Origin of the sequence: Nostoc sp. C110 (assembly GCF_043099725.1) — a bacterium.
GTDB lineage: Bacteria > Cyanobacteriota > Cyanobacteriia > Cyanobacteriales > Nostocaceae > Nostoc > Nostoc muscorum_A.
The window spans coordinates 1,090,264-1,110,792 of sequence record NZ_CP171148.1; the positions used below are offsets into that span (position 1 = coordinate 1,090,264).

11 protein-coding genes are annotated in these 20,529 nt (G+C 43.9%); all 11 read left to right on the forward strand.

All coding sequences use genetic code 11. The annotated features are described in order from the left end of the window. The first annotated feature begins 209 nt into the window (after window positions 1-209). Entirely contained in the window at window positions 210-977 is a 768-nt protein-coding gene (locus tag ACFFRD_RS10425) for a thioesterase II family protein (RefSeq protein ID WP_392481389.1), read from the forward strand. Between the two features lie 15 nt (window positions 978-992). Further along, complete coding sequence (locus tag ACFFRD_RS10430; protein ID WP_073644287.1) at window positions 993-1,223, forward strand: acyl carrier protein; 231 nt, start codon at window positions 993-995, stop codon at window positions 1,221-1,223. Window positions 1,224-1,231: 8 nt separating this feature from the next. Then, window positions 1,232-2,209 carry a thiamine pyrophosphate-dependent dehydrogenase E1 component subunit alpha gene (locus ACFFRD_RS10435; RefSeq protein WP_392481390.1) on the forward strand — a complete coding sequence of 326 codons (978 nt, stop codon included), beginning with the start codon at window positions 1,232-1,234 and terminating at the stop codon, window positions 2,207-2,209. Then, window positions 2,194-3,225 carry an alpha-ketoacid dehydrogenase subunit beta gene (locus tag ACFFRD_RS10440; protein ID WP_392481391.1) on the forward strand — a complete coding sequence of 344 codons (1,032 nt, stop codon included), beginning with the start codon at window positions 2,194-2,196 and terminating at the stop codon, window positions 3,223-3,225. Before ACFFRD_RS10435 ends, ACFFRD_RS10440 begins: the two co-directional genes overlap by 16 nt. Beyond that, on the forward strand, window positions 3,218-4,321 hold the full coding sequence (locus tag ACFFRD_RS10445; protein WP_392481393.1) for a 2-oxo acid dehydrogenase subunit E2: 1,104 nt from the start codon (window positions 3,218-3,220) through the stop codon (window positions 4,319-4,321). Before ACFFRD_RS10440 ends, ACFFRD_RS10445 begins: the two co-directional genes overlap by 8 nt. Before the next feature lie 76 nt (window positions 4,322-4,397). Continuing rightward, complete coding sequence (locus ACFFRD_RS10450) at window positions 4,398-10,046, forward strand: type I polyketide synthase (RefSeq protein ID WP_392481394.1); 5,649 nt, start codon at window positions 4,398-4,400, stop codon at window positions 10,044-10,046. Continuing rightward, window positions 10,043-17,083 carry an SDR family NAD(P)-dependent oxidoreductase gene (locus tag ACFFRD_RS10455; protein ID WP_392481395.1) on the forward strand — a complete coding sequence of 2,347 codons (7,041 nt, stop codon included), beginning with the start codon at window positions 10,043-10,045 and terminating at the stop codon, window positions 17,081-17,083. The genes ACFFRD_RS10450 and ACFFRD_RS10455 overlap by 4 nt, the downstream gene beginning before the upstream one ends. Beyond that, window positions 17,071-18,297, forward strand: coding sequence for a hydroxymethylglutaryl-CoA synthase family protein (locus ACFFRD_RS10460; RefSeq protein WP_392481396.1), 1,227 nt, complete (start codon window positions 17,071-17,073; stop codon window positions 18,295-18,297). Before ACFFRD_RS10455 ends, ACFFRD_RS10460 begins: the two co-directional genes overlap by 13 nt. After that, window positions 18,288-19,097 (forward strand): enoyl-CoA hydratase/isomerase family protein, encoded by an 810-nt coding sequence (locus ACFFRD_RS10465; protein WP_392481397.1) that lies wholly within the window; start codon window positions 18,288-18,290, stop codon window positions 19,095-19,097. Before ACFFRD_RS10460 ends, ACFFRD_RS10465 begins: the two co-directional genes overlap by 10 nt. Window positions 19,098-19,367: 270 nt before the next feature. Then, window positions 19,368-20,114, forward strand: coding sequence for a polyketide synthase (locus ACFFRD_RS10470; RefSeq protein WP_392481398.1), 747 nt, complete (start codon window positions 19,368-19,370; stop codon window positions 20,112-20,114). 59 nt (window positions 20,115-20,173) lie between these two features. Continuing rightward, window positions 20,174-20,437 (forward strand): phosphopantetheine-binding protein, encoded by a 264-nt coding sequence (locus ACFFRD_RS10475; RefSeq protein ID WP_392481399.1) that lies wholly within the window; start codon window positions 20,174-20,176, stop codon window positions 20,435-20,437. Window positions 20,438-20,529: the final 92 nt, after the last annotated feature.

Genomic DNA, 20,529 nt, shown 5'->3' on the forward strand with positions numbered 1-20,529 from the left:
ATAAATCTTTCTGCATCAAACAATTTTGGATTTTAAATTGAGATGATACCTGTTTTTGCAGCGTTTCCGCAGGATATGTTGGGGCTTGCTTCAGAATTTTGAGATTTTAATTTTGGAATTTTAAATCCAAAATATAAAATTATCTGAAAATTAAACACTCGCCCAAAAATTATCTTTCCAACTCCAGCTAAGTAAAAATAGAAAAAGCGATGACTGCTACCAAAGAACTTAACACCTGGATTTTTTCACCAAAACTAAATACAAAAGCTAAACTTCGCTTCTTTTGCTTTCCTTATGCTGGGGGTGGTACTTCATTATTTCGAGATTGGGTTAATGGCTTACCTTCAGATGTAGAAGTATGCCAAGTTCTGCTTCCAGGACACGATACTCGCATCAAAGAAAAGCCATTTTCCCATCTCATTACCTTAATAGAAACAATGGTTCCAAGTTTATTACCCTACCTGGATATGCCATTTGTTTTTTATGGTCATAGCATGGGAGCCTTGCTGTGTTTTGAAGCGGCTCGTCGCCTTAGCAGACAACATAATTTAGAACCCAAACATTTATTTGTTTCTGGTAGCCGCGCTCCACACACTCCATGTTTTCTAAAACCCACACATCATTTACCAGATAACTTATTTATCGATGAAATCAACAAGCGCTACAAAGCCATCCCCAAGGAGATTTTAAATAACCGAGAAATCATGCAGCTATTTTTGCCAGTTCTTAAAGCAGACTTTTCAATTATTGAAACTTATGAATATACTCCTGACTTACCATTAAATTGTTCCATTTCCGCCTTTGGTGGACTGCAAGACGAAATGGTAAATATAGAAGATATTGCTGCATGGCAAAACCAAACATCTGGAAAATTTACCTTGCAGATGATTGAGGGAGAGCATTTTTTCATCAATCATAAAAAACCAGAAATACTGAAAGCTATATCTGAACAACTAGTAGAAACCTTAACAATTTAATTCCCGGAGGTAGCTTTGGAAACCCTAACAGAAATTTTCTCAGATGTATTAAACATCTCACCTTTAGAAATCACAGATCAACTCAGCCCCAATACTCTCAAAAATTGGAACAGTATGGCGCACATGAAGCTAGTAATGGCTATAGAAGAAGCCTACGATATAGTCTTCACCGTTGACGATGTGAAATCTGTAAAATCCTTCGCGGATGCTCGCCAAATTCTACTTCAAAAAGGAGTCGAATCTTAACCTCTAAAATGACCTTCTGCGTGAGCTTTTTCTACACCCCAGCATCCGCCATGAAACTTGATACTCTCCCCCCAATCCAAGAAACTCAAAAACTGACTCCAATTTCAGATGATGACTTAGCAATTATACTGATGATTCGTCACTTTGAATTATCACTTTTAGAGCTATTTTCTAGTGGTAAATTAAACGGTACAACCCATACTTGCCTCGGTCAAGAATACATCCCTGTAGCACTCAAAACAGTTTTAACTGATAGTGACTTCATCCTCAGTAATCATCGCGGACACGGCCATTACCTCGCAAGATTTGAAGATCCTGAAGGCTTGTTAGCAGAAATTATGGGCAAAGAAGGTGCAGTTTGTCATGGTGTAGGTGGAAGTCAGCACATCTACAGAAAAAATTATTTATCTACAGGAATTCAAGGCGAAAGTTTGCCTGTAGCTGCTGGGATAGCCTTGCATTTACGCCGCCAAGGTAACTTTGGGATGGCTGTAGTTCACATTGGCGATGGTACTTGGGGCGAAGGAGGAGTTTATGAAGCTCTGAATATTTCCCAATTGTGGAATTTACCTGTTTTAGTAATTGTAGAAAACAACAAAATAGCTCAGTCTACTCCTACTCAACTGCAAATGGCAGGCACAATTGCAGGTCGTGTTCAAGGTTTTGGAATTAATTATTTAAAAGTAGACTCAATAGATATTAACGAGATTAGGACGCTGATTAGCCCTCACATTCAAGCCGCTAGAACTAAATCTTTGCCCTTAGTAATTGAATTTGATACTAATCGAGTTGGCCCCCATAGTAAAGGTGATGATACACGAGACATTCAAGAACTAGAAAGAATTCAAAAATGGGATTGGTATTCAGTTTATCAGCAGCAATATCCCGACCAATTTGAGAGGATAGAGCTAAAAGTTAAAACTGAAATAAGTAGCTTGATTAGAGATGTTGAATCTAGAGAATTAGTACAATGGAAACTACTCTAAAGAGAACTGAGCGAGTTGTTGAGAATTTAAATCGTGCCCTACATCATATATTTGCTGTAGATCCTCAAGTTTTTTTAATTGGTGAAGATATCCTCGACCCCTATGGAGGAGCATTCAAAGTTGGTAAAGGATTATCTTCTAATTACCCAGATAGAGTTTTAACTACACCAATCAGTGAAGAAGCAATTGTGGGGATAGGTGGTGGTTTAGCTTTGTGTGGCAATAAACCTATTATCGAAATCATGTTTGGTGATTTCATTGCCTTGGGATTCGATCAAATTTTAAATTTTGCTTCCAAATCTGTATCAATGTATGGCACAAAATTAGACTTAAATATGATTGTTCGCTGTGCAGTGGGTGGTAATAGAGGATATGGCCCGACTCATAGCCAAAGTTTGCAAAAGCATTTTGTTGGTATTCCCAATTTATATTTATTTGAATTATCGCCATTGCATGATAATATTGCAGTGTTTGAAAAGTTGGTTAATTTAACTTATCCCTGCATCTTTTTTGAAGATAAGGTACTCTATACTCAAAGAATTTATGCTGATGGATTGATTGACGATCTGTTTAGTTATGAATTTTTAGATTCTGCCAAGAATTTCGCTAAAATTTATGCCGATAGTTTTGAAGAAAATAACTGCTTGCTAATTTCACCAGGGGGATTAGTACCAAGATGTTTAGCTGCGGCGCGGGAATTATTTATTGATTGGGAAATTGAAACTCAGATTATTGTTCCTAGTCAACTATATCCTTTTGAATTAGAAAGCATCATCGATTTATTAGCAGATACCACTCATATATTTATTGTGGAAGATAGTGTAGCTGGCGGTACGTGGGGTAGTGAAGTTGCTCATCAAATCTACAGTAGGCTTTGGGGTAAGTTAAAAAATCCTGTCAAATTAGTTCACTCAAAAAATAGTATTATTCCTTCTTCGGCTCATTTAGAGAAGCAGGTGATTGTGCAGAAAGAAGATATTTGCAATTCTGTCAAGGAAGCCGTATTATATGTATGAGATAATTCTGCCAAAATTTAATAATAATGATGAGAGCTATACATTGTTATACTGGTTGTCTGATATAGGTAAGCCAGTAAATAAAGAAGAAGCGATCGCAGTATTTGAAACGTCCAAAGCAGCTTTTGATTTAGAGAGTGAAGCAGAGGGTATTTTGCATCCCTTACCTGAAGCTGGTGATGAATGCAAACCTGGAGATGTCATTGGATATTTATTTGCAACTGAAGCAGAAAGACAAGATTTTATCAAGAATTCAGGAAAGAAAGCAAAGACAACGGATGATAAATCTTTAACTATTACCAAGGCTGCTCAAGAATTAATTGATAAACATAGTATTTCTGAAGAAAATATCAGAAAATTAGGTAAGAATATTATTAAAAGGCCAGATATTGAAAAGTTAATTAACGAACAGAGTCGAGATGAAGTTAAAGGTTTAGAAATATCTCGCCAACAAATGGCGATCGCCCGCGTAGTAACCCAGTCGCATACACAAATTCCTAAAGCATTTTTGTTGATGAAAATCTACGGCGATGCTGTAACTCAAATGTTGAGTGACTATGGAACAAAACATGATATTATTATTGGCTTACCAGAACTATTAATTAAAATCACAGCTACTTTATTACCAGAATTTCCGTTTTTCTTTGGTAGTTTAATTGATGATAATAGATTCATGCCTGGAGAAGTGGCTAATATCGGAGTTACCCTTGATTTAGGCAAAGGGTTATTTATTCCTGTAATTAAAAATGTCGGTGAAATATCTCTAGCAGATATCGCCAATAAATTGATGGACTTCAGATTGAAAGCTATGCGCGGTCAGTTTAATGAAGAAGAATTGAATCATGGAAATATTTCTCTTTCTATTAATATGGATAAAGATTCTCTGGTAACAATTCCGATCATTTTGCCTTCTCAAAGTTGTATGTTATCTCTTGGAGGAATCCAAGAAGAACTTTATTTCGACTCTGAGCAAAATGTCAAGAATCGTAGCTATATAAATTTAGGAATTGCTTACGACCACAGAGTTATTAATGGTCGAGAAGCTGCTCAGTTTTTAACTAAAATTAAGACTAAAGTCGAACAATCAAGTATATAAGTATCATCATCTGCGTCCATAGGTCGTTAATTTAATTCTTCATCCCAGCATCAGGGTAAAACTAGGGGAAACAATTATGGGTAAACTTCCGGAGCGCATCACGAATCTTTCAGCTACTAAACTAGCGCTCTTGGTACAACAAATGCGTGCCAAAACTGATGGAATCGAACTGTTAAACGCCGAACCTATTGCGATTATTGGTATGGGTTGCCGATTTCCTGGTGGAAGTGATAACCCCGAAGCATTTTGGCAGAATCTTCGTAACGGTGTTGACGCTATTAGCGAAATTCCACCAGACCGTTGGGACACAGATGCATATTATGACCCTAATCCTGATGCACCAGGCAAAATGTATTCCCGATATGGTGGTTTTATTGGTCAAATCGACAAATTCGAGCCAGAATTTTTCGGTATCTCGCCACGGGAAGCACAGAGTCTCGATCCCCAGCAACGGTTAATGTTGGAAGTCAGCTGGGAAGCGCTAGAAAATGCCGGGATTCCCCTGAATCAATTGCACAGAAGCAAAACAGGCGTTTTTGTTGGTATTACCACCACAGATTATCTACAATTGCAGACTGGTCTTGCAGATGATGAACTGATAAATGCTTATACAAATTCTGGCGGAGCAATTAACTTTGCGGCTGGTAGATTATCTTATTTCTTAGGATTACAGGGGCCGAGTTTAGCTGTAGAAACCGCCTGTTCGTCATCTTTAGTAGCAGTTCATTTAGCTTGTCAAAGTCTGCGTAATCAAGAAAGTGATTTGGCGATCGCATCTGGTGTTAACCTAATTGTCATACCAGAAATGAATGTCAGACTGTGTAAAGCCAAGATGATTGCCACTGACGGACGTTGCAAAACCTTTGATAGCAGTGCGGATGGTTTTGGACGTTCCGAAGGTTGTGGTGTTTTGGTATTGAAACGCCTTTCCCAAGCATTAGCCGACGGTAACAACATCGTAGCTTTGATTCGCGGTTCGGCAGTCAATCAAGATGGTTCTAGCAGCGGTCTCACCGTACCCAACGGATTAGCACAACAAGCAGTAGTACGGCAAGCATTAGCCAACGCCGGACTGGAACCCCATCAAGTTAGCTACATCGAAGCCCACGGTACTGGCACATCTTTGGGAGATCCCATTGAGGTAAATGCCTTGAGTGCAGTGTTTGGTAAAGAAAAAACAGCTAATCAACCCCTAATGTTAGGGTCTGTCAAAACCAACATTGGTCATACAGAAGCAGCAGCAGGTGTAGCTGGCATCATTAAAGTAGCTTTAGCACTACAACATCAAGAAATTCCCCCACATCTGCATTTCCAAACACCCAACCCTCACATTGCTTGGCAGGATTTACCAGTTGCAGTTCCGACTAAGCTGACACCTTGGCTACCACACGAACAACGCCGCATTGCTGGGGTAAGTTCCTTTGGCGCAAGCGGGACAAATGCCCATGTAGTACTGGAAGAAGCACCTGTGAAGAAAGTAGGGGGAGCAGGGGAGCAGGGGAGCAGGGGAGCAGGGGAGCAGGGGAGTAGGGGAGAAGAAATTACAGAGCGTCCTTTACATCTATTAACACTGTCAGCCAAACATCCCCAAGCTTTGAGTGAACTTGCACAACGCTACATCAAATACTTTTCATCTCACCCAGATATACCCCTTGGCAACATCACCTACGCCTCACAAGTTGGCAGAACTCATTTCTCACATCGCCTTGCAATCATCGCCGCAGACAACACACATATCCAACAACAGTTGCAAGCCTATCTCGACACCACCGAAGTCATCGGTATCCATCACGGACAGGCTAGCCAGCAAACCAAAAAAATTGCTTTCCTGTTTACTGGACAAGGGTCACAGTATCGCCACATGGGTCGGCAACTTTACCAAACTCAGCCCAGTTTCCGCCAAACACTCGACCAGTGCGATACCTTACTGCAACCTTTGTTAGGCGAATCAATTTTACAGGTGATATTCTCTGACAATTTAGAAGATACTCGCCTCGATCAAACCGCCTACACCCAAGTTGCATTATTCGTTATAGAATACGCTCTTGCTCAACTTTGGTTATCTTGGGGTATCCGTCCTCATGCTGTACTTGGTCACAGTGTCGGTGAGTATGTCGCTGCTTGCATTGCTGGTATTTTTTCCCTAGAAGACGCACTCAAATTGATTGTGCAACGTGCTGCTTTAATGCAAGCACTACCTCAAGGTGGAGGGATGGCAGCAGTATTTACCACATTAGAGCAAGTTACACCGTTAATTATTGACTATCCACAACAGTTGAGTATTGCCGCCATCAATGGCGAACACAGCATTGTCTTATCTGGGGAATTAGAGATACTCACAACAGTGCTGCAAAAATTAGAAAGCCAGGGTATTGAAACCAGAAGATTGCAAGTATCCCATGCTTTTCACTCGCCCTTAATGCAGCCAATGCTGACAGAATTTGCCAAAGTAGCAGCATCAGTAAAATATCAACAGCCGCAATTAGATATTATCTCCAATGTCACAGGTAAGATTGTCAGACGTGAGGAAATGTCAAATGCGACTTATTGGGTAGAGCATATACTCGCTAGTGTGCAATTTGCTGCCAGTATGCAGACGTTGTATCAAGCACGATATGAGGTATTTATAGAAGTCGGTTCTCATCCGACATTGTTGGGAATGGCACGGCGCGAGTGTCCCGAACACTTGGATATGGAAGGATTATGGCTGGCTTCGCTGCGTAAAGGTAGAGAAGATTGGCAGCAGTTGTTAGATTCCATGGCACAGTTGTATGTGGCGGGGGTAGAGGTTGATTGGCGAGGTTTTGAGGCTGATTATCCGCGTTATCAGGTGATTTTGCCGAATTATCCTTGGCAAAGAGAGCGTTATTGGGTGAGTGATGGTAAGAAAAAGCGATCGCCCCTGCAAAAACTATTACATCCCTTACTCGGTCAACGATTGCGATCGCCCTTAGCTGACACAATTATCTTTGAGAGACAACTCAGCACAGCCAATGTACCCTTTATTGACGATCACCGTATCTACGGTATGGTAGTCGTGCCTACAGTTGCCTATTTAGAAATGGCTTGGGCAGCAGCTACGGAAGTTATTGGTAAGGGTGTTTGTGTTTTAGAACAAGTTGCTATCCGCGAAGCATTCGTACTGGCAGAGGGTGAAACCCGCACTACACAATTACTTCTCACACCAGACGACAAAGGATATACTTTCCAAATCTTCAGCTTGGCATCCCCGGATAAAGAAGACGGAACCGCTTGGAATCTCCACGCATCTGGTAAGCTGCGAGTTGAGTCTCTACCAGAACACCAAATCATTGCAGATTTCTCACCCACAGCACTACAAGAACGCAGTCTGCAAGAACTATCCGGTGGAGTGTTCTATCCTTGCTTACACAAACGCGGGCTAGAATTTGGCTCTAGCTTTTTGGGTATAGAAACACTCTGGAAACTTCAGGACGAAGTGTTGGCGAAAATTCAAATGCCAGTATCCATCATGGCAGAGGCGGGTGATTATAATATGCACCCAGCCCAATTTGATGCTTGCTTGCAGTTGTTTTTGGCTGACTTACCCAGTGAAGATGATGTGTTCATCCCCATTGGTTTAGATAAGTTGTGCTTTTACGGGCAATCCACGACTGATTTGTGGTCATATATGCGTCTGCACATTGGTAATACACCCAACCCAGAAACCTTTGACGTGGATGTCTGCATTGTAAATCTGGCTGGTGAGATGGTAGCCCAAGTTGAGAAAATGCACCTCAAACGTGCGCCCAGAAAAGCTTTACAGCGCATTGCCCAGAAGAGTTTGCATGATTGGCTGTATGAAATTAAATGGCAACCACAAGTCCTACAGTCGTCTATCCAAGCTACTGCGACAGGGCATTGGCTGATCCTAGCTGACCACAGTGCGATCGCAGTAGAATTAGCCGAGTTCATAGAAAAATCTGGGCAAACTTGCAAGTTAGTCTTTGCCAGTCAGGAATACCATCGTCAAGACTTTGAACAACTGTTCAAGAATTGTGCAAAAGATCAAGAATGGCGTGGTGTAATTTATCTGTGGGGAATAGATTCGACTTTAACAGATAAAACTTCTGCCAGTTTTCCCGCTCTGCTTCAAGCTTTAGTCGCCGCAGAATTATCTCAGCAACCCAAGTTATGGTTAGTCACACGGGGTTGTGTACCTGTGGAGTTAAAACCAGGAGAATTGAGTATTGCCCAAACTCCTCTCTGGGGATTGGGAAGAACCCTAGCTGTAGAACACCCGGATTTGTGGGGAGGATTAATCGATTTAGATCCAGGAACTAGCTTAGTCGAGCAAGCATCTAGTTTGTGGACTGAAATTAACCATCCAACTGAAGAACAAGTGGCTTTCCGGGCTGGACAACGCTATGTACCTCGGTTGTTGCGCTATCAACCATCATTCTCAGTAGAACCTCTAAAAATTAAATCTAACGCTACGTATTTAATTACAGGCTGTTTTGATGATATTCACGTGAATCTTGCCAGTTGGCTAATTGAAAAAGGTGCTGAATATCTCGTGTTGATGGGTGAAGGTGAACCTGCACCAGAAATTTGCGATCGCCTCAAGCAAATGCACGCAATTAATCCAACTGTAGTATTATTTAACTTCAGTAGCTCCAAGTCAGAACAAGTCGCAAATGTCCTTCAATACATTGAAGACAAACTGCCAAATTTATCTGGTATCATCCATGCCGAAGGTATTCATGAAGACAGCCTTCTTTTGCACCAAACACGAGAGAGCTTTGCTAGAGTCCTTGCACCGAAGGTAACAGGAGCCTGGAATCTTCACATTATTACTAAGGAAATACCTTTAGATTTCTTTGTAATGTTTTCCTCAGCATTATGCCTACTAGGTTCGCCTGGACAAGGTAATTACGCTGCGGCTAACGCTTTTGTTGATGCTTTAGCCCACTATCGTCAATCTCTGGGTTTACCTGCTCTGAGTGTTAACTGGGCACCTTGGGCGCATCAAGATAATCCTGTTGTTCGACGCTGGGCAACTTGGGGCGTAGATACAATTGATTGGCAACAAAGTTTGAAAATTTTAGAACAACTACTGACTGATAATGTCGCGCAAGTTGCTGTCATGCCAGTGCAGTGGAGCAAGTTTACTCAAGCCTTTCCTGGAGGGAAAAAAGAGGCAGAGGGGCAGAGGGGATGGGGAGCAGAGGGGAAAGAAAATGGACTTCCGCCCACAAGGGAAGGGGCTTATAACGAAAATATTTTTTCTGCTCTGCTCCTCTACCCAGAATCTCTGCTTTCTTCTCAACCCAAATCTTCGCCAGCATCCCAGTTATACGAACGTTTAGAAAACGCTCCCCCCAGCAGACGCAAAGACTTAATATTTGAAGCCGTACAAGGAGAGGTTGCCAAAGTCTTGCGGATGAAATCAGCCCAGGTAGATGGGAAAAAGCCTTTTAACACAATGGGTATGGATTCTCTGACAGCAGTGGAACTGCGAAACGCCCTCATGGAATTGTTGAAAGTAACATTACCTGCAACCCTCGTCTTTGAGTATCCCAGCCTAGAAAGCTTGTCTGAGTATTTAGCTGAGTTAGTGATTCCCAAAATCCCATCGTCCGCAACTAAGGAACTACCCACTGCTCGCAGCGAAATTAACTTGGCTTTAGAGCAAATGGAACAGTTTTCCGAAGATGAGCTAGAAGCCTTACTAGCTCAAGAACTGGCAACTCTTAATGAGTCATGAAGATGAACACCCCAGAACGTACTGACCAGCTACGGCGGGCATTAGTCGCCCTAAAGGAACTCCGCACCAAGCTTGATGCCATTGAACAAGATCGGCAAGAAGCGATCGCCATTGTCGGTATGGGATGCCGATTTCCCGGAGGAGTTAACAACCTCGAAACCTATTGGCAATTATTGAGCCAAGGTATTGATGCAAGCCGGGAAATTCCCAGCGATCGCTGGTCGGTGGATAGCTACTACACGCCTCATCCTGACACCCCTGGTAAAATGTACACCCGTCGGGGTAGCTTTATCGACCAAGTTGATGGCTTTGATGCCGATTTCTTTGGGATTGCGCCGCGAGAAGCAGTCAGTATAGACCCGCAGCAACGATTGTTGCTGGAAGTTGCCTGGGAAGCTTTAGAAAATGCTGGACAAAGCACAGAGAAATTAGAAGGTAGTGCCACTGGCGTATTTATTGGCATTTCCACCAACGACTACGCCCGTTTCCACATCAATAGCGGCGACCCCAATCGCATTGATGCTTACTCGTTCATTGGTTGCACTCCCAGCGTAGTTTCTGGTCGTTTGTCTTACGTTTTTGGGTTGCAGGGGCCAAGCATCACCATAGATACAGCTTGTTCATCTTCCCTCACAGCCATTCACCTAGCTTGTGAAAGCTTACGTAAACGCGAGTGTAACTTGGCTTTGGCTGGTGGTGTCAACTTGATGCTGGCTCCAGAAACCACGATTTATTTTTGTCAGGTGAAAGCCTTAGCAACAGACGGTCGTTGCAAAACTTTTGATGCTGCTGCCGATGGCTACGGACGAGGAGAAGGCTGTGGTGTCGTCGTACTCAAGCGTTTGCGGGATGCTTTAGCAGATGGCGATCGCATCCTTGGTTTGATTCGTGGTTCCGCTGTTAATCAAGACGGACGCAGCAACGGTATGACTGCTCCCAACGGCTCGGCTCAACAAGCAGTGATTCGCCAAGCACTAGCGGCGGCGGCAGTACAACCCCAGGAAATTGGTTATGTGGAAGCCCACGGTACGGGAACCGTCTTAGGCGACCCAATAGAGATTCGCGCCTTAGCATCCGTACTTTGTGCTGACAGGAGTCAAGATAACGCATTAATTGTTGGTTCTGTCAAGACCAACATCGGGCATTTAGAAGCTGCTGCTGGGATTGCTGGAATTATGAAAGTAATTCTGGCTTTACAGCATCAACAAATTCCACCACACTTACATTTCAAACAAGCAAATCCGCATATCGATTGGCAGGAATTACCGTTAGTTATTCCTACTCAGCTTACTCCCTGGACTTCAGACCGACTGCTGGCTGGGGTTAGCTCCTTTGGGATGAGTGGGACTAATGCTCATGTGGTTTTGGAAGCAGCACCGGTTGAGGAGGACGGGGGGACAAGGGGACAAGGGGACGCGGGGAATGATGAAAGCGATCGCGTTTATTTTTTACCTTTGTCTGCTAGAAGCCCAGAGGCTCTCAAAGAAATAGCTAAAGCATACCGAGAATTGTTATCAGGTTCACTACAGCTTGAGGATATTTGTTATACAGCTAGTTTGCGGCGCGTTCACTACGAATATCGTTTGGGGTTGGTGGGAAATTCGGCGGAAGAATTAGCTAATCAACTTCATGATTTTCTAGAAGATATTCCCAATTCTGATGTTAATTGGGGATATCAAGGTTCTAGCCGTCGCCAGCAAATTGCCTTTGTGTTTTCTGGACAGGGTTCTCAATGGCTGGGTATGGGACAAGAACTGTTGACGCAGGAGCCTGTATTCCGGGAGGCTTTAGAGGAGTGCGATCGCATTATCCAATCTCATACATCTTGGTCGCTAATTGCCGAACTGTCAGCACCACCAGAGAAATCCCGTCTGGATGAAACGGAAATTGCTCAACCTGCAATTTTATCTCTGCAAGTGGCACTAGTAGCGTTGTGGCGTGCTTGGGGTGTGGAACCGAGTGCAGTTGTAGGTCACAGCGTTGGGGAAATTACAGCTGCTTACGTGGCGGGTGTGTTGACTTTGAAAGATGCTTTGTGGATTGTGATACAACGTGCCAAACTGATGCAGCAAGCAACAGGCCACGGCAAAATGGCAATGCTGCATTTACCACACAAAGCAGTGGCAGAACTGATTGCACCTTATCAAGACAAAATCGCGATCGCAGCTATCAACAGTCCTTCTTCAACAGTCATCTCCGGTGCATCTGAGGCAATTGAAATTATCTTAGAAAAAGTCGAACAGCAAGGAGTATTCTGCCGCCGCTTACCAGTGAATTATGCTTTTCACTGCCCGCAGATGGACGACTACAGTCAAGAATTAGAGAAGATTATTCAAGATATTCAGCCAAAATCGCCATATTTGCAGATTTTCTCCACCGTTAGCTGTCAACCAGAAGATTCCCCTCCGCCCCTCTGCCCCCCTGCCCCCCTGCCTCTTTTTGATGCTGCCTATTGGGGGCGGAATATGCGGCAATCTGTACGATTTGCCGAGGCAATGGATAGTCTGATCCAAGCTGGATATGACCTGTTTGTAGAGGTTGCTCCTCATTGTGTCCTCGCCAAAGATATGCTGGAGTGCCTCAGTCAGACTCAGCAGCAGGGAACAGTTTTACCAACCATGCGGCGAGGAGATTCTACAGTCAGCTTAAGGTCATTAGCCAAACTCTATACTTTAGGACACAAAATTACCTGGGATAACTTGTATCCCAATGGTGGCAAATTTGTACAGTTACCGACTTATCCTTGGCAACGTAAACGCTATTGGATTGAGCCAATACAGCCGAATGTTATTTCCACCACCGCTTCAGAATTATCAGATTGGCTGTACGAAATCCAATGGCAACCGCAACCATTATTAACCAAACAACAGACCATTGCTCCTACACATTGGTTAATTTTTAGCGATCGCTCCGGCATCGGTGAAACCCTAGAACGCATCCTACAAGCCCAAGGACACACCACCACCCTAGTTTATTCTACAGATGCGTCTTGTACAGACGCGATGAATCGCGTCTCTAAAGTCTTCAACTTACAGATTGTCCATCTGTGGAGTTTGGATAACACTGAACAGTTAGTTAATTGTGGTAGCGTACTAGACTTACTACAAACCTTGGCACAAGTAGAATTACCAGCAGTCAAACTATGGCTAGTAACCCAAGGCGCACAACCAGTAGGAGAAATTACCAAAGAACTAGCGATCGCCGCAGCACCGCTTTGGGGTATGAGTCGAGTCATCGCAATGGAGTTTAGCGAAATCTGGGGAGGCATTATAGATATAGACCCAGCCAGCACTCCAGAGGAAGCGGCTAACCTACTGTCCGCCGAACTATCTCAATCAAAGACCCAAGAAAATCAACTAGCTTTTCGCCAACACCAGCGTTATGTGGCTCGACTGGCGCGGACAGTCGCAACTGTATCCACCTCACCTTTGAGCCTCCAAACCGATGGCATTTACTTAATTACAGGTGGATTGGGTGCTTTGGGATTACGGGTAGCCCGTTGGCTGCTAGAAAAAGGGGCGCGTCATCTGTTATTACTCAGCCGTCGTTCTCCTGGAGAACAAGCACAAGTAGCTATTCAGGAGATGGAACAGGACGGCGCACACATTCAGGTTGCCTTAGCAGATGTAACCAATCAAGCTGAACTTAGCACTGTATTACACAACCTGAATTATCCCTTACGCGGCATTATCCATGCAGCAGGAGTCTTAGACGATGGCATACTACTGCGACAAACTTGGGAAAGGTTCGCCAAAGTATTAGCTCCCAAAATCGATGGGGCTTGGAATTTGCATCTTCTCAGCCGTGACTGTCCCCTAGATTTCTTCGTCATGTTTTCGTCAGTGGCTTCTTTAGTAGGCTCCCCAGGTCAAGGGAACTACGCCGCCGCTAATATGTATTTAGATACACTAGCTCACTATCGACGACATCAAGGCTTACCTGCTTTGAGTATCAATTGGGGCCCTTGGTCAGATGCAGGTATGGCAGCTGATTTAAATAATCGCAACCTTTGGAGTACTGAGAACGGAGTTAGTTACATTACTCCAGAACAGGGATTGCGAGCCTTAGAAGAACTGCTCAAACAAGGGAAAACTCAAGCTGGAGTCGTGCCGATCGCCTGGGATAAATTCTCTACAGCTATGCAACTACCATTGTTGCAGCAATTTACTAGCAAGGTAAGTCAATCACCATCTCAGCCCTTCTTGCTACGGCAATTGGAATCTACACCAGTGAGCGATCGCCGGGAATTGTTGATGTCAGCCGTACAAGCCCAAGTGGTGAGAGTGCTGAGGTTAGATAATAGCCGCCCCATCGACTCGGAACGCCCCTTGCAAGAAATGGGTATGGATTCCCTGATGGCGGTAGAATTGCGAAACGCTCTCGGAAAGTTGGTAGGAAAAACTTTACCAGCAGCTTTGATTTTTGACTATCCCAGCATCTCAAATTTGACAGAATATTTAGGTAAAGAACTGGGGATATTTGCGACAACTGCATTGCCGCCGACTGTGGAGAGTCGGGAATTATCATCTACAGAAGCGATCGCTGTTGTGGGGATGAGTTGTAGATTCCCTGGGGCAGATGATTTAGAAAGTTTCTGGCAACTGTTGTGTAATGGCACAGATGCAATTCGAGAAGTACCGGGCGATCGCTGGGATGTAGATGAATTTTACGATCCAGACTTGTCTTTCCCTGGTACGATGAATACTCGCTGGGGCGGTTTCATTAATCATGTAGACCATTTTGACCCCCAATTTTTTGGTATTTCTGCCAGCGAAGCTCGCAGCATGGACCCCCAGCAACGCCTACTCTTAGAAGTTTCCTGGGAAGCTTTGGAACACGCAGGCTATAGTTCTGACCAGCTAGCGGGTAGTCAAACAGGAGTCTTCACAGGTATCAGCACCTGGGATTACTTCACACTACAACTAGAGCCACCTCCACGGGGCGGTACGGGGATGGCTTTGAGTATTGCAGCAAACCGTCTTTCCTATCTTTTAGATTTGCGCGGGCCAAGCATGGCAGTTGATACCGCTTGTTCTTCTTCTTTGGTAGCGGTTGATTTAGCCTGTCAAAGTTTGCGAAACGGTAAATGCGATCTGGCATTAGCAGGGGGTGTAAATATCATCCTCTCACCACTAACTACCGTTGCCTGCTCCCAAGCTGGGATGATGGCTGCTGATGGACACTGCAAAACATTTGACCACCGAGCGGATGGTTATGTCCGGGGAGAAGGCTGTGGCGTAGTTGTACTCAAACGTTTATCCGATGCTCTCAAAGATGGCGACCATATTCTGGCTCTGGTGCGTGGTTCTGCTGTCAATCAAGATGGACGCAGTAATGGTTTAACTGCTCCCAATGGTTTAGCTCAACAAGCTGTAATTCGCCAAGCCTTACAAAATGCTGCCGTCACTCCCGACTGCATCAGTTACGTTGAAGCCCACGGTACAGGAACAGCTTTGGGTGATGCCATTGAAGTAGAATCCCTGTGGACAGTACTCAAGGAAGGTCGTGTTGACAATCAGCCTTGCCGGATCAGTTCTGTGAAAACTAATATCGGTCACTTAGAAGCAGCCGCAGGGATAGCTGGTTTCATCAAACTAGTGCTGTTGTTGCATCGAGAACAGATTCCTCCTCACCTCAACTTGCAAACTATCAATCCCGTGTTGAATTTAGAGCAAACCCAGCTACAAATTCCCACCTCCTTGCAACTGTGGAAACGAGGTGAGCAGCCGCGATTGGCAGGGATTAGTTCTTTTGGCTTTGGTGGGACTAATGTTCATGCAATTGTGGAAGAAGCACCCTTGGAGAAAGGAGGGGGGGCAGGGGAGCAGAGGAGCAGAGGAGCAGGGGAGCAGAGGGGCAGGGGAGCAGGGGAGCAGGGAAGCAGGGGAGCAGGGGAGCAGAGGAGCAGGGGAGCAGAGGAGCAGGGGAGCAGGGGAGAAGAAATTACAGAGCGTCCTTTGCATGTACTCACGCTGTCAGCAAAAAGTGAATCAGCTTTGCAAAACTTGATTGGGCGTTACCACCAATATTTACAGGAAAATATTGGCGATCGCTTGGCTGATATCTGCTATACCGCTAATGTGGGACGCAGCCATTTTGCTCATCGTCTAGCATTTGTGGTCAATTCTCAGGCGCAGTTACGAGATACCCTTGCTGCTTTCAATGCAGGAGAACAAATTGCTGATGTACTCTACGGCAAGGTTGATACTCAACGTCAGCCAAAAGTCGCTTTTATTTTTGCTGGTGAAGGTTCGCAGTATGTTGGTATGGGTAAGCAGCTTTACGAAACCCAGCCGCAGTTTCGCCAAATTATAGAAGATTGCGATCGCCTCTTACAACCTCATCTTCAACAATCCCTACTTGCAATCCTCGAAGATGAATCACTGTTAACACAACCCCGTTACGCTCGTCCTGCTGTATTCGCCTTGGGATACGCCTTAGCCCAACTTTGGCGCAGTTGGGGCGTACAGCCTAGTGTGGTCATGGGTAGCGGAGTTGGTGAGTATATCGCCGCTTGTGTGGCTGGCGTGTTCAGTCTGGAAGATGGTTTGCGGTTAATTACTCAGCAGGAATCGTGGGCAGAATTCGAGCCGATTGCCAAGCAGGTGAAATTTCAAGTGCCCCAAATCCCAATGGTGTCAGCCTTCTATGGGCAACTGTTAGCTGCTGACTATATCCCAGACATTGACCATTGGAGACGATGCTGGCAAGCACCAGCGTTATTTAAAGGAGCGATGTTAGCCCTTACACAAAAAGGATGCAATTTATTCTTAGAAATTGGCTCTGACCCGCAATTATCGGAGATCCAGCAGCAAGGCACTTGGTTACAATCCATTGATGATTGGTCAATATTATTACATAGCCTGATTGCACTTTACATCAACGGTGTAGCAATTGATTGGCAAAGGTTTGAACAAGGATATCAGCGTCGTCGTGTGGTCTTGCCAACTTATCCCTTTCAACGGAAACGTTACTGGCTCGATCCGGCAGTTATCAGATCCTTTAGCAAAAAGGAGGAAAATTTATGCAACGAGTAGGAATCGAGAAAATTAATTTATACGCTGGGCGTTTCTGTGCTGATGTGCTGGAATTAGCTAAGTTGCAAGGCAAGGATTTGGATTACGTGTCTAAGCAAGTAAAAGTAAAGACACGTTCTGTAATTCCTGCTTACGAGGATACAGTCACCTTATCGGTGAACGCAGCCAAGCGCCTTCTTTCCCCAGAAGATGCGCGGGATATCGAATTGTTGATTGTGGCGACAGAATCGGCTGTGGATTTTGGCAAACCTGTATCTACTTGGGTGCATCGATATTGTAATTTACCTCCAAATTGCCGCAGCTTTGAACTCAAACACGCCTGCTACGGCTTGACAGCAGCCGTCAAAACAGCAGCAATGTGGCTGCAAGGAGGACTCACCCCCGGTAAAAAGGCATTAGTTATCGGCTGTGACTATAGCCGTCCCCACCTTGATGACCGTGATAATTTTATTGGCGGTGGTGCGGCTATTGCCATGCTGATTAGTACCGACCCCAAGGTATTTGAAATTGACTTGCATCCCGCAGGCTTTTGGACTGACGAAATTTCTGATACCTTCCGTCCGACTGCGAGAGTCGAAATTGGCGACAATCAAACCAGTCTTTACTCTTACCTAGATGCTTTGGAAGCCTCTTACACCCACTACGAAAAACTTGTGGGGGGAGTAGATTATGACAAAGATTTTCAAAAACATATTTATCACACACCCTTTCCGGGAATGCCCTTACAAGCACATCGGACTTTGCTGAGTTTATTTGACGTTAACGACTCGAAAATCTATGAGGAGAATTATCAAAAAAAGGTACAGGAAGGTATTTACTTCGCCCAGCAGGTAGGTAGTACTTATGGTTCATCTACTTTCTTGTGTTTGCTGAGTTTGTTACATCATGCCCAGGATTTACACGCAGGCGATCGCATTTCGATTTTTGCCTATGGTTCTGGTTGTCAAGGTGAATTTTATCGCGGTACTGTCAGTCCGGGAGCAATTGAATACATCCGTTCTTTGGATATTGACCGTCATTTGCAAGAACGTTTGCCATTATCTCTGATGGAATACGAACTTTTAGAATATGCACGAGAAAAATATATTGATGCGCCTGATTATCAGCCCAAAAGAGACAGTTTTCAAAATGCTTATGACAAACTCTATGCCGGACAGGAACTGCTGGTATTAAAACAGGTAAAAAATTACTACAGGCAATACGAATGGAGCTAAAGTTAAAAGCAATTGAGTATCAAATAGATTCAGGAGTCGCTCACATCACATTATCAGCGCCAGAAGCTGGTAATGCCTTAAACGGCGAGATGTTGGCACAGTTTTATCAAGCTTTGCAAAATGCGATCGCTGATGCAACTTGTCGAGTTATTGTAATTTCTAGTATAGGTGGTGACTTTTGTACAGGGATGGACTTTAACGCCATCTTTGCCAATGGTTCCCGTCCTAATTTAGCGCCACTGCAAGCCTTTCGTGATTGCCTGTTACTAATTTATAGTTCTCCTAAGCCAGTCATCACCTGTGTGACAGGTAATGTTACAGGTGGTGGTGTGGGTATAGTCGCCGCCTCCGACATCGTACTCGCCGAGGAAAATGTCCTATTCATGCTGTCAGAAGTCTTGGTGGGGATGATTCCTGCTGTAATTACGCCCTTTTTATTGTGTCGTCTTTCCTCCTCGCAGGTGAAATATCTCACCCTTAGTTCTAGAGGTATTGATGGAAACGAAGCCAAAAATTGGGGACTGGTGGACGAAATCGCTAGTGATGGGATGAACGATACACTCAACCGCCAGATTCAACGTTTATTTTATTCTTCACCGGAAGCGATCGCTGAAAGCAAACAATATTTTGACACATTTATCGGTCAAGATTTGCGACACCAAACCGAATTCGCCATGCAACGCCTACAGAAATGGTTAGAACAACCCCAAATTACCACAGCCATCCATCAGTTTAGTGAAGGCTATTCACCACCCTGGTTTCAAAAATATAGGAGGAATAGCACTAATTATTCAAATTGAAGAAGAATTCAGAAGTCAGAATTCAGGAGTCAGAATTCAGGAGTCAGAATTCAGGAGTCAGAATCAAGACGCTCGTTCGCGAGTGCATCTCCGACAGGAGAAGACTCGCTTGCCGCCGGCGCTATCCGCTTTCTCCGTCAAAATTCATTCTGTTAGCGGTAGCGGGGCGTTTAGCCCATTCTGACTCCTGACTCCTGAATTCTGTTCGATAAAGCTAGATTCTGACTCTTTTAATTACAAACTAAGAATTACGAATTACGAATTAGTATTATGTCCGAAATTGTAACTCTTTCATGTTTAGAAGATGGAATTTGTCAAATCAACTTAAACGACCCAAAAAACGATAATCGACTTACAGATGAGTTAGTTGATAATTTATTAAAAACATTAGCAGAATGCTCCAAAACTCCTCATTTAAAGGTACTATTACTAACAGGTCTTCCTAATGTTTTTTGTGGTGGTGCTAGCTTAGATGTACTGCAAAAATTACTGCGTGGTGACACAGAAGTTAAAGACCTCTTACTACCAGCACAACTATTACGCTTTCCCGTTCCCATAATTGCAGCAATGGAAGGACACGCAGTAGGAGGCGGATTATTAATTGCCTTATGTTGCGATGTAATTGTAGCAGCAGAAGAAAGTCGCTATGGCGTGAATTTTGCTGGATTAGGATTTACCCCTGGAATGGGAACAACATCTTTACTTTCATTATTAGTTGGGCCATTATTTGCCCATGAAATGATCCTCACTGCGAAACTTTACAAAGGTAGAGAACTACACGGAAGGAGACTATTTAATGATGTCGTTCCCAAACAAAAAGTAATGGAAGTAGCGATGGATCTCGCCCGCAATATTGCCGAAAAACCCAAGCACGTATTGGAAATGCTCAAGGATACTTTAGCACTTCCCCGCCAACGTGCTTTACAAGAGGCTATGTCCCGCGAACATCTAATGCATACTGTATGTTTTAATCATCCAGACACCCAATCTATTGTCAAAGATATGTATATTTCCTAACAATAACAGTAGATTTTATCGGCGTTTAATTATTCTTTTTGGAGATGAGGAGAAAAATCATGGTGCAACAAACAGTTGAGCAACAAGTCCTGAATGTAGTTACCAAACACATGCGCTTGAACATCGAAGGTTTGGAAAATGCAAACATCGACCCAACAAAGTCAATGCGCGATTTAGGTGCTACCAGTTTAGATGCAGTAGAGATTGCCTCAGCTTCGATGAGAGAGTTAAAAGTGAAAGTTCCTAGAACCAAACTCGGCAGTGTTAAGAACATTCAAGAACTTGTAGACTTACTTGCTGAAGTCAAGATACAGCAAGGGTGAAAAGTGTTGAGACGCGATTAATCGCGTCTGTACAAGAGTTAAGGGACTTCCAGAAAATAAATTATCCCAAATTATTTGTACATTTTTTGGTT

Excerpts from the sequence above, each read along its gene's own strand:
- ACFFRD_RS10425 (WP_392481389.1), top strand. The coding sequence starts at position 210 with ATGACTGCTACCAAAGAACTTAACACCTGGATTTTTTCACCAAAACTA.
- ACFFRD_RS10435 (WP_392481390.1), top strand. The coding sequence starts at position 1,232 with ATGACCTTCTGCGTGAGCTTTTTCTACACCCCAGCATCCGCCATGAAA.
- ACFFRD_RS10440 (WP_392481391.1), top strand. The coding sequence starts at position 2,194 with ATGGAAACTACTCTAAAGAGAACTGAGCGAGTTGTTGAGAATTTAAAT.
- ACFFRD_RS10445 (WP_392481393.1), top strand. The coding sequence starts at position 3,218 with ATGTATGAGATAATTCTGCCAAAATTTAATAATAATGATGAGAGCTAT.
- ACFFRD_RS10450 (WP_392481394.1), top strand. The coding sequence starts at position 4,398 with ATGGGTAAACTTCCGGAGCGCATCACGAATCTTTCAGCTACTAAACTA.
- ACFFRD_RS10455 (WP_392481395.1), top strand. The coding sequence starts at position 10,043 with ATGAAGATGAACACCCCAGAACGTACTGACCAGCTACGGCGGGCATTA.
- ACFFRD_RS10460 (WP_392481396.1), top strand. The coding sequence starts at position 17,071 with ATGCAACGAGTAGGAATCGAGAAAATTAATTTATACGCTGGGCGTTTC.
- ACFFRD_RS10465 (WP_392481397.1), top strand. The coding sequence starts at position 18,288 with ATGGAGCTAAAGTTAAAAGCAATTGAGTATCAAATAGATTCAGGAGTC.
- ACFFRD_RS10470 (WP_392481398.1), top strand. The coding sequence starts at position 19,368 with ATGTCCGAAATTGTAACTCTTTCATGTTTAGAAGATGGAATTTGTCAA.
- ACFFRD_RS10475 (WP_392481399.1), top strand. The coding sequence starts at position 20,174 with ATGGTGCAACAAACAGTTGAGCAACAAGTCCTGAATGTAGTTACCAAA.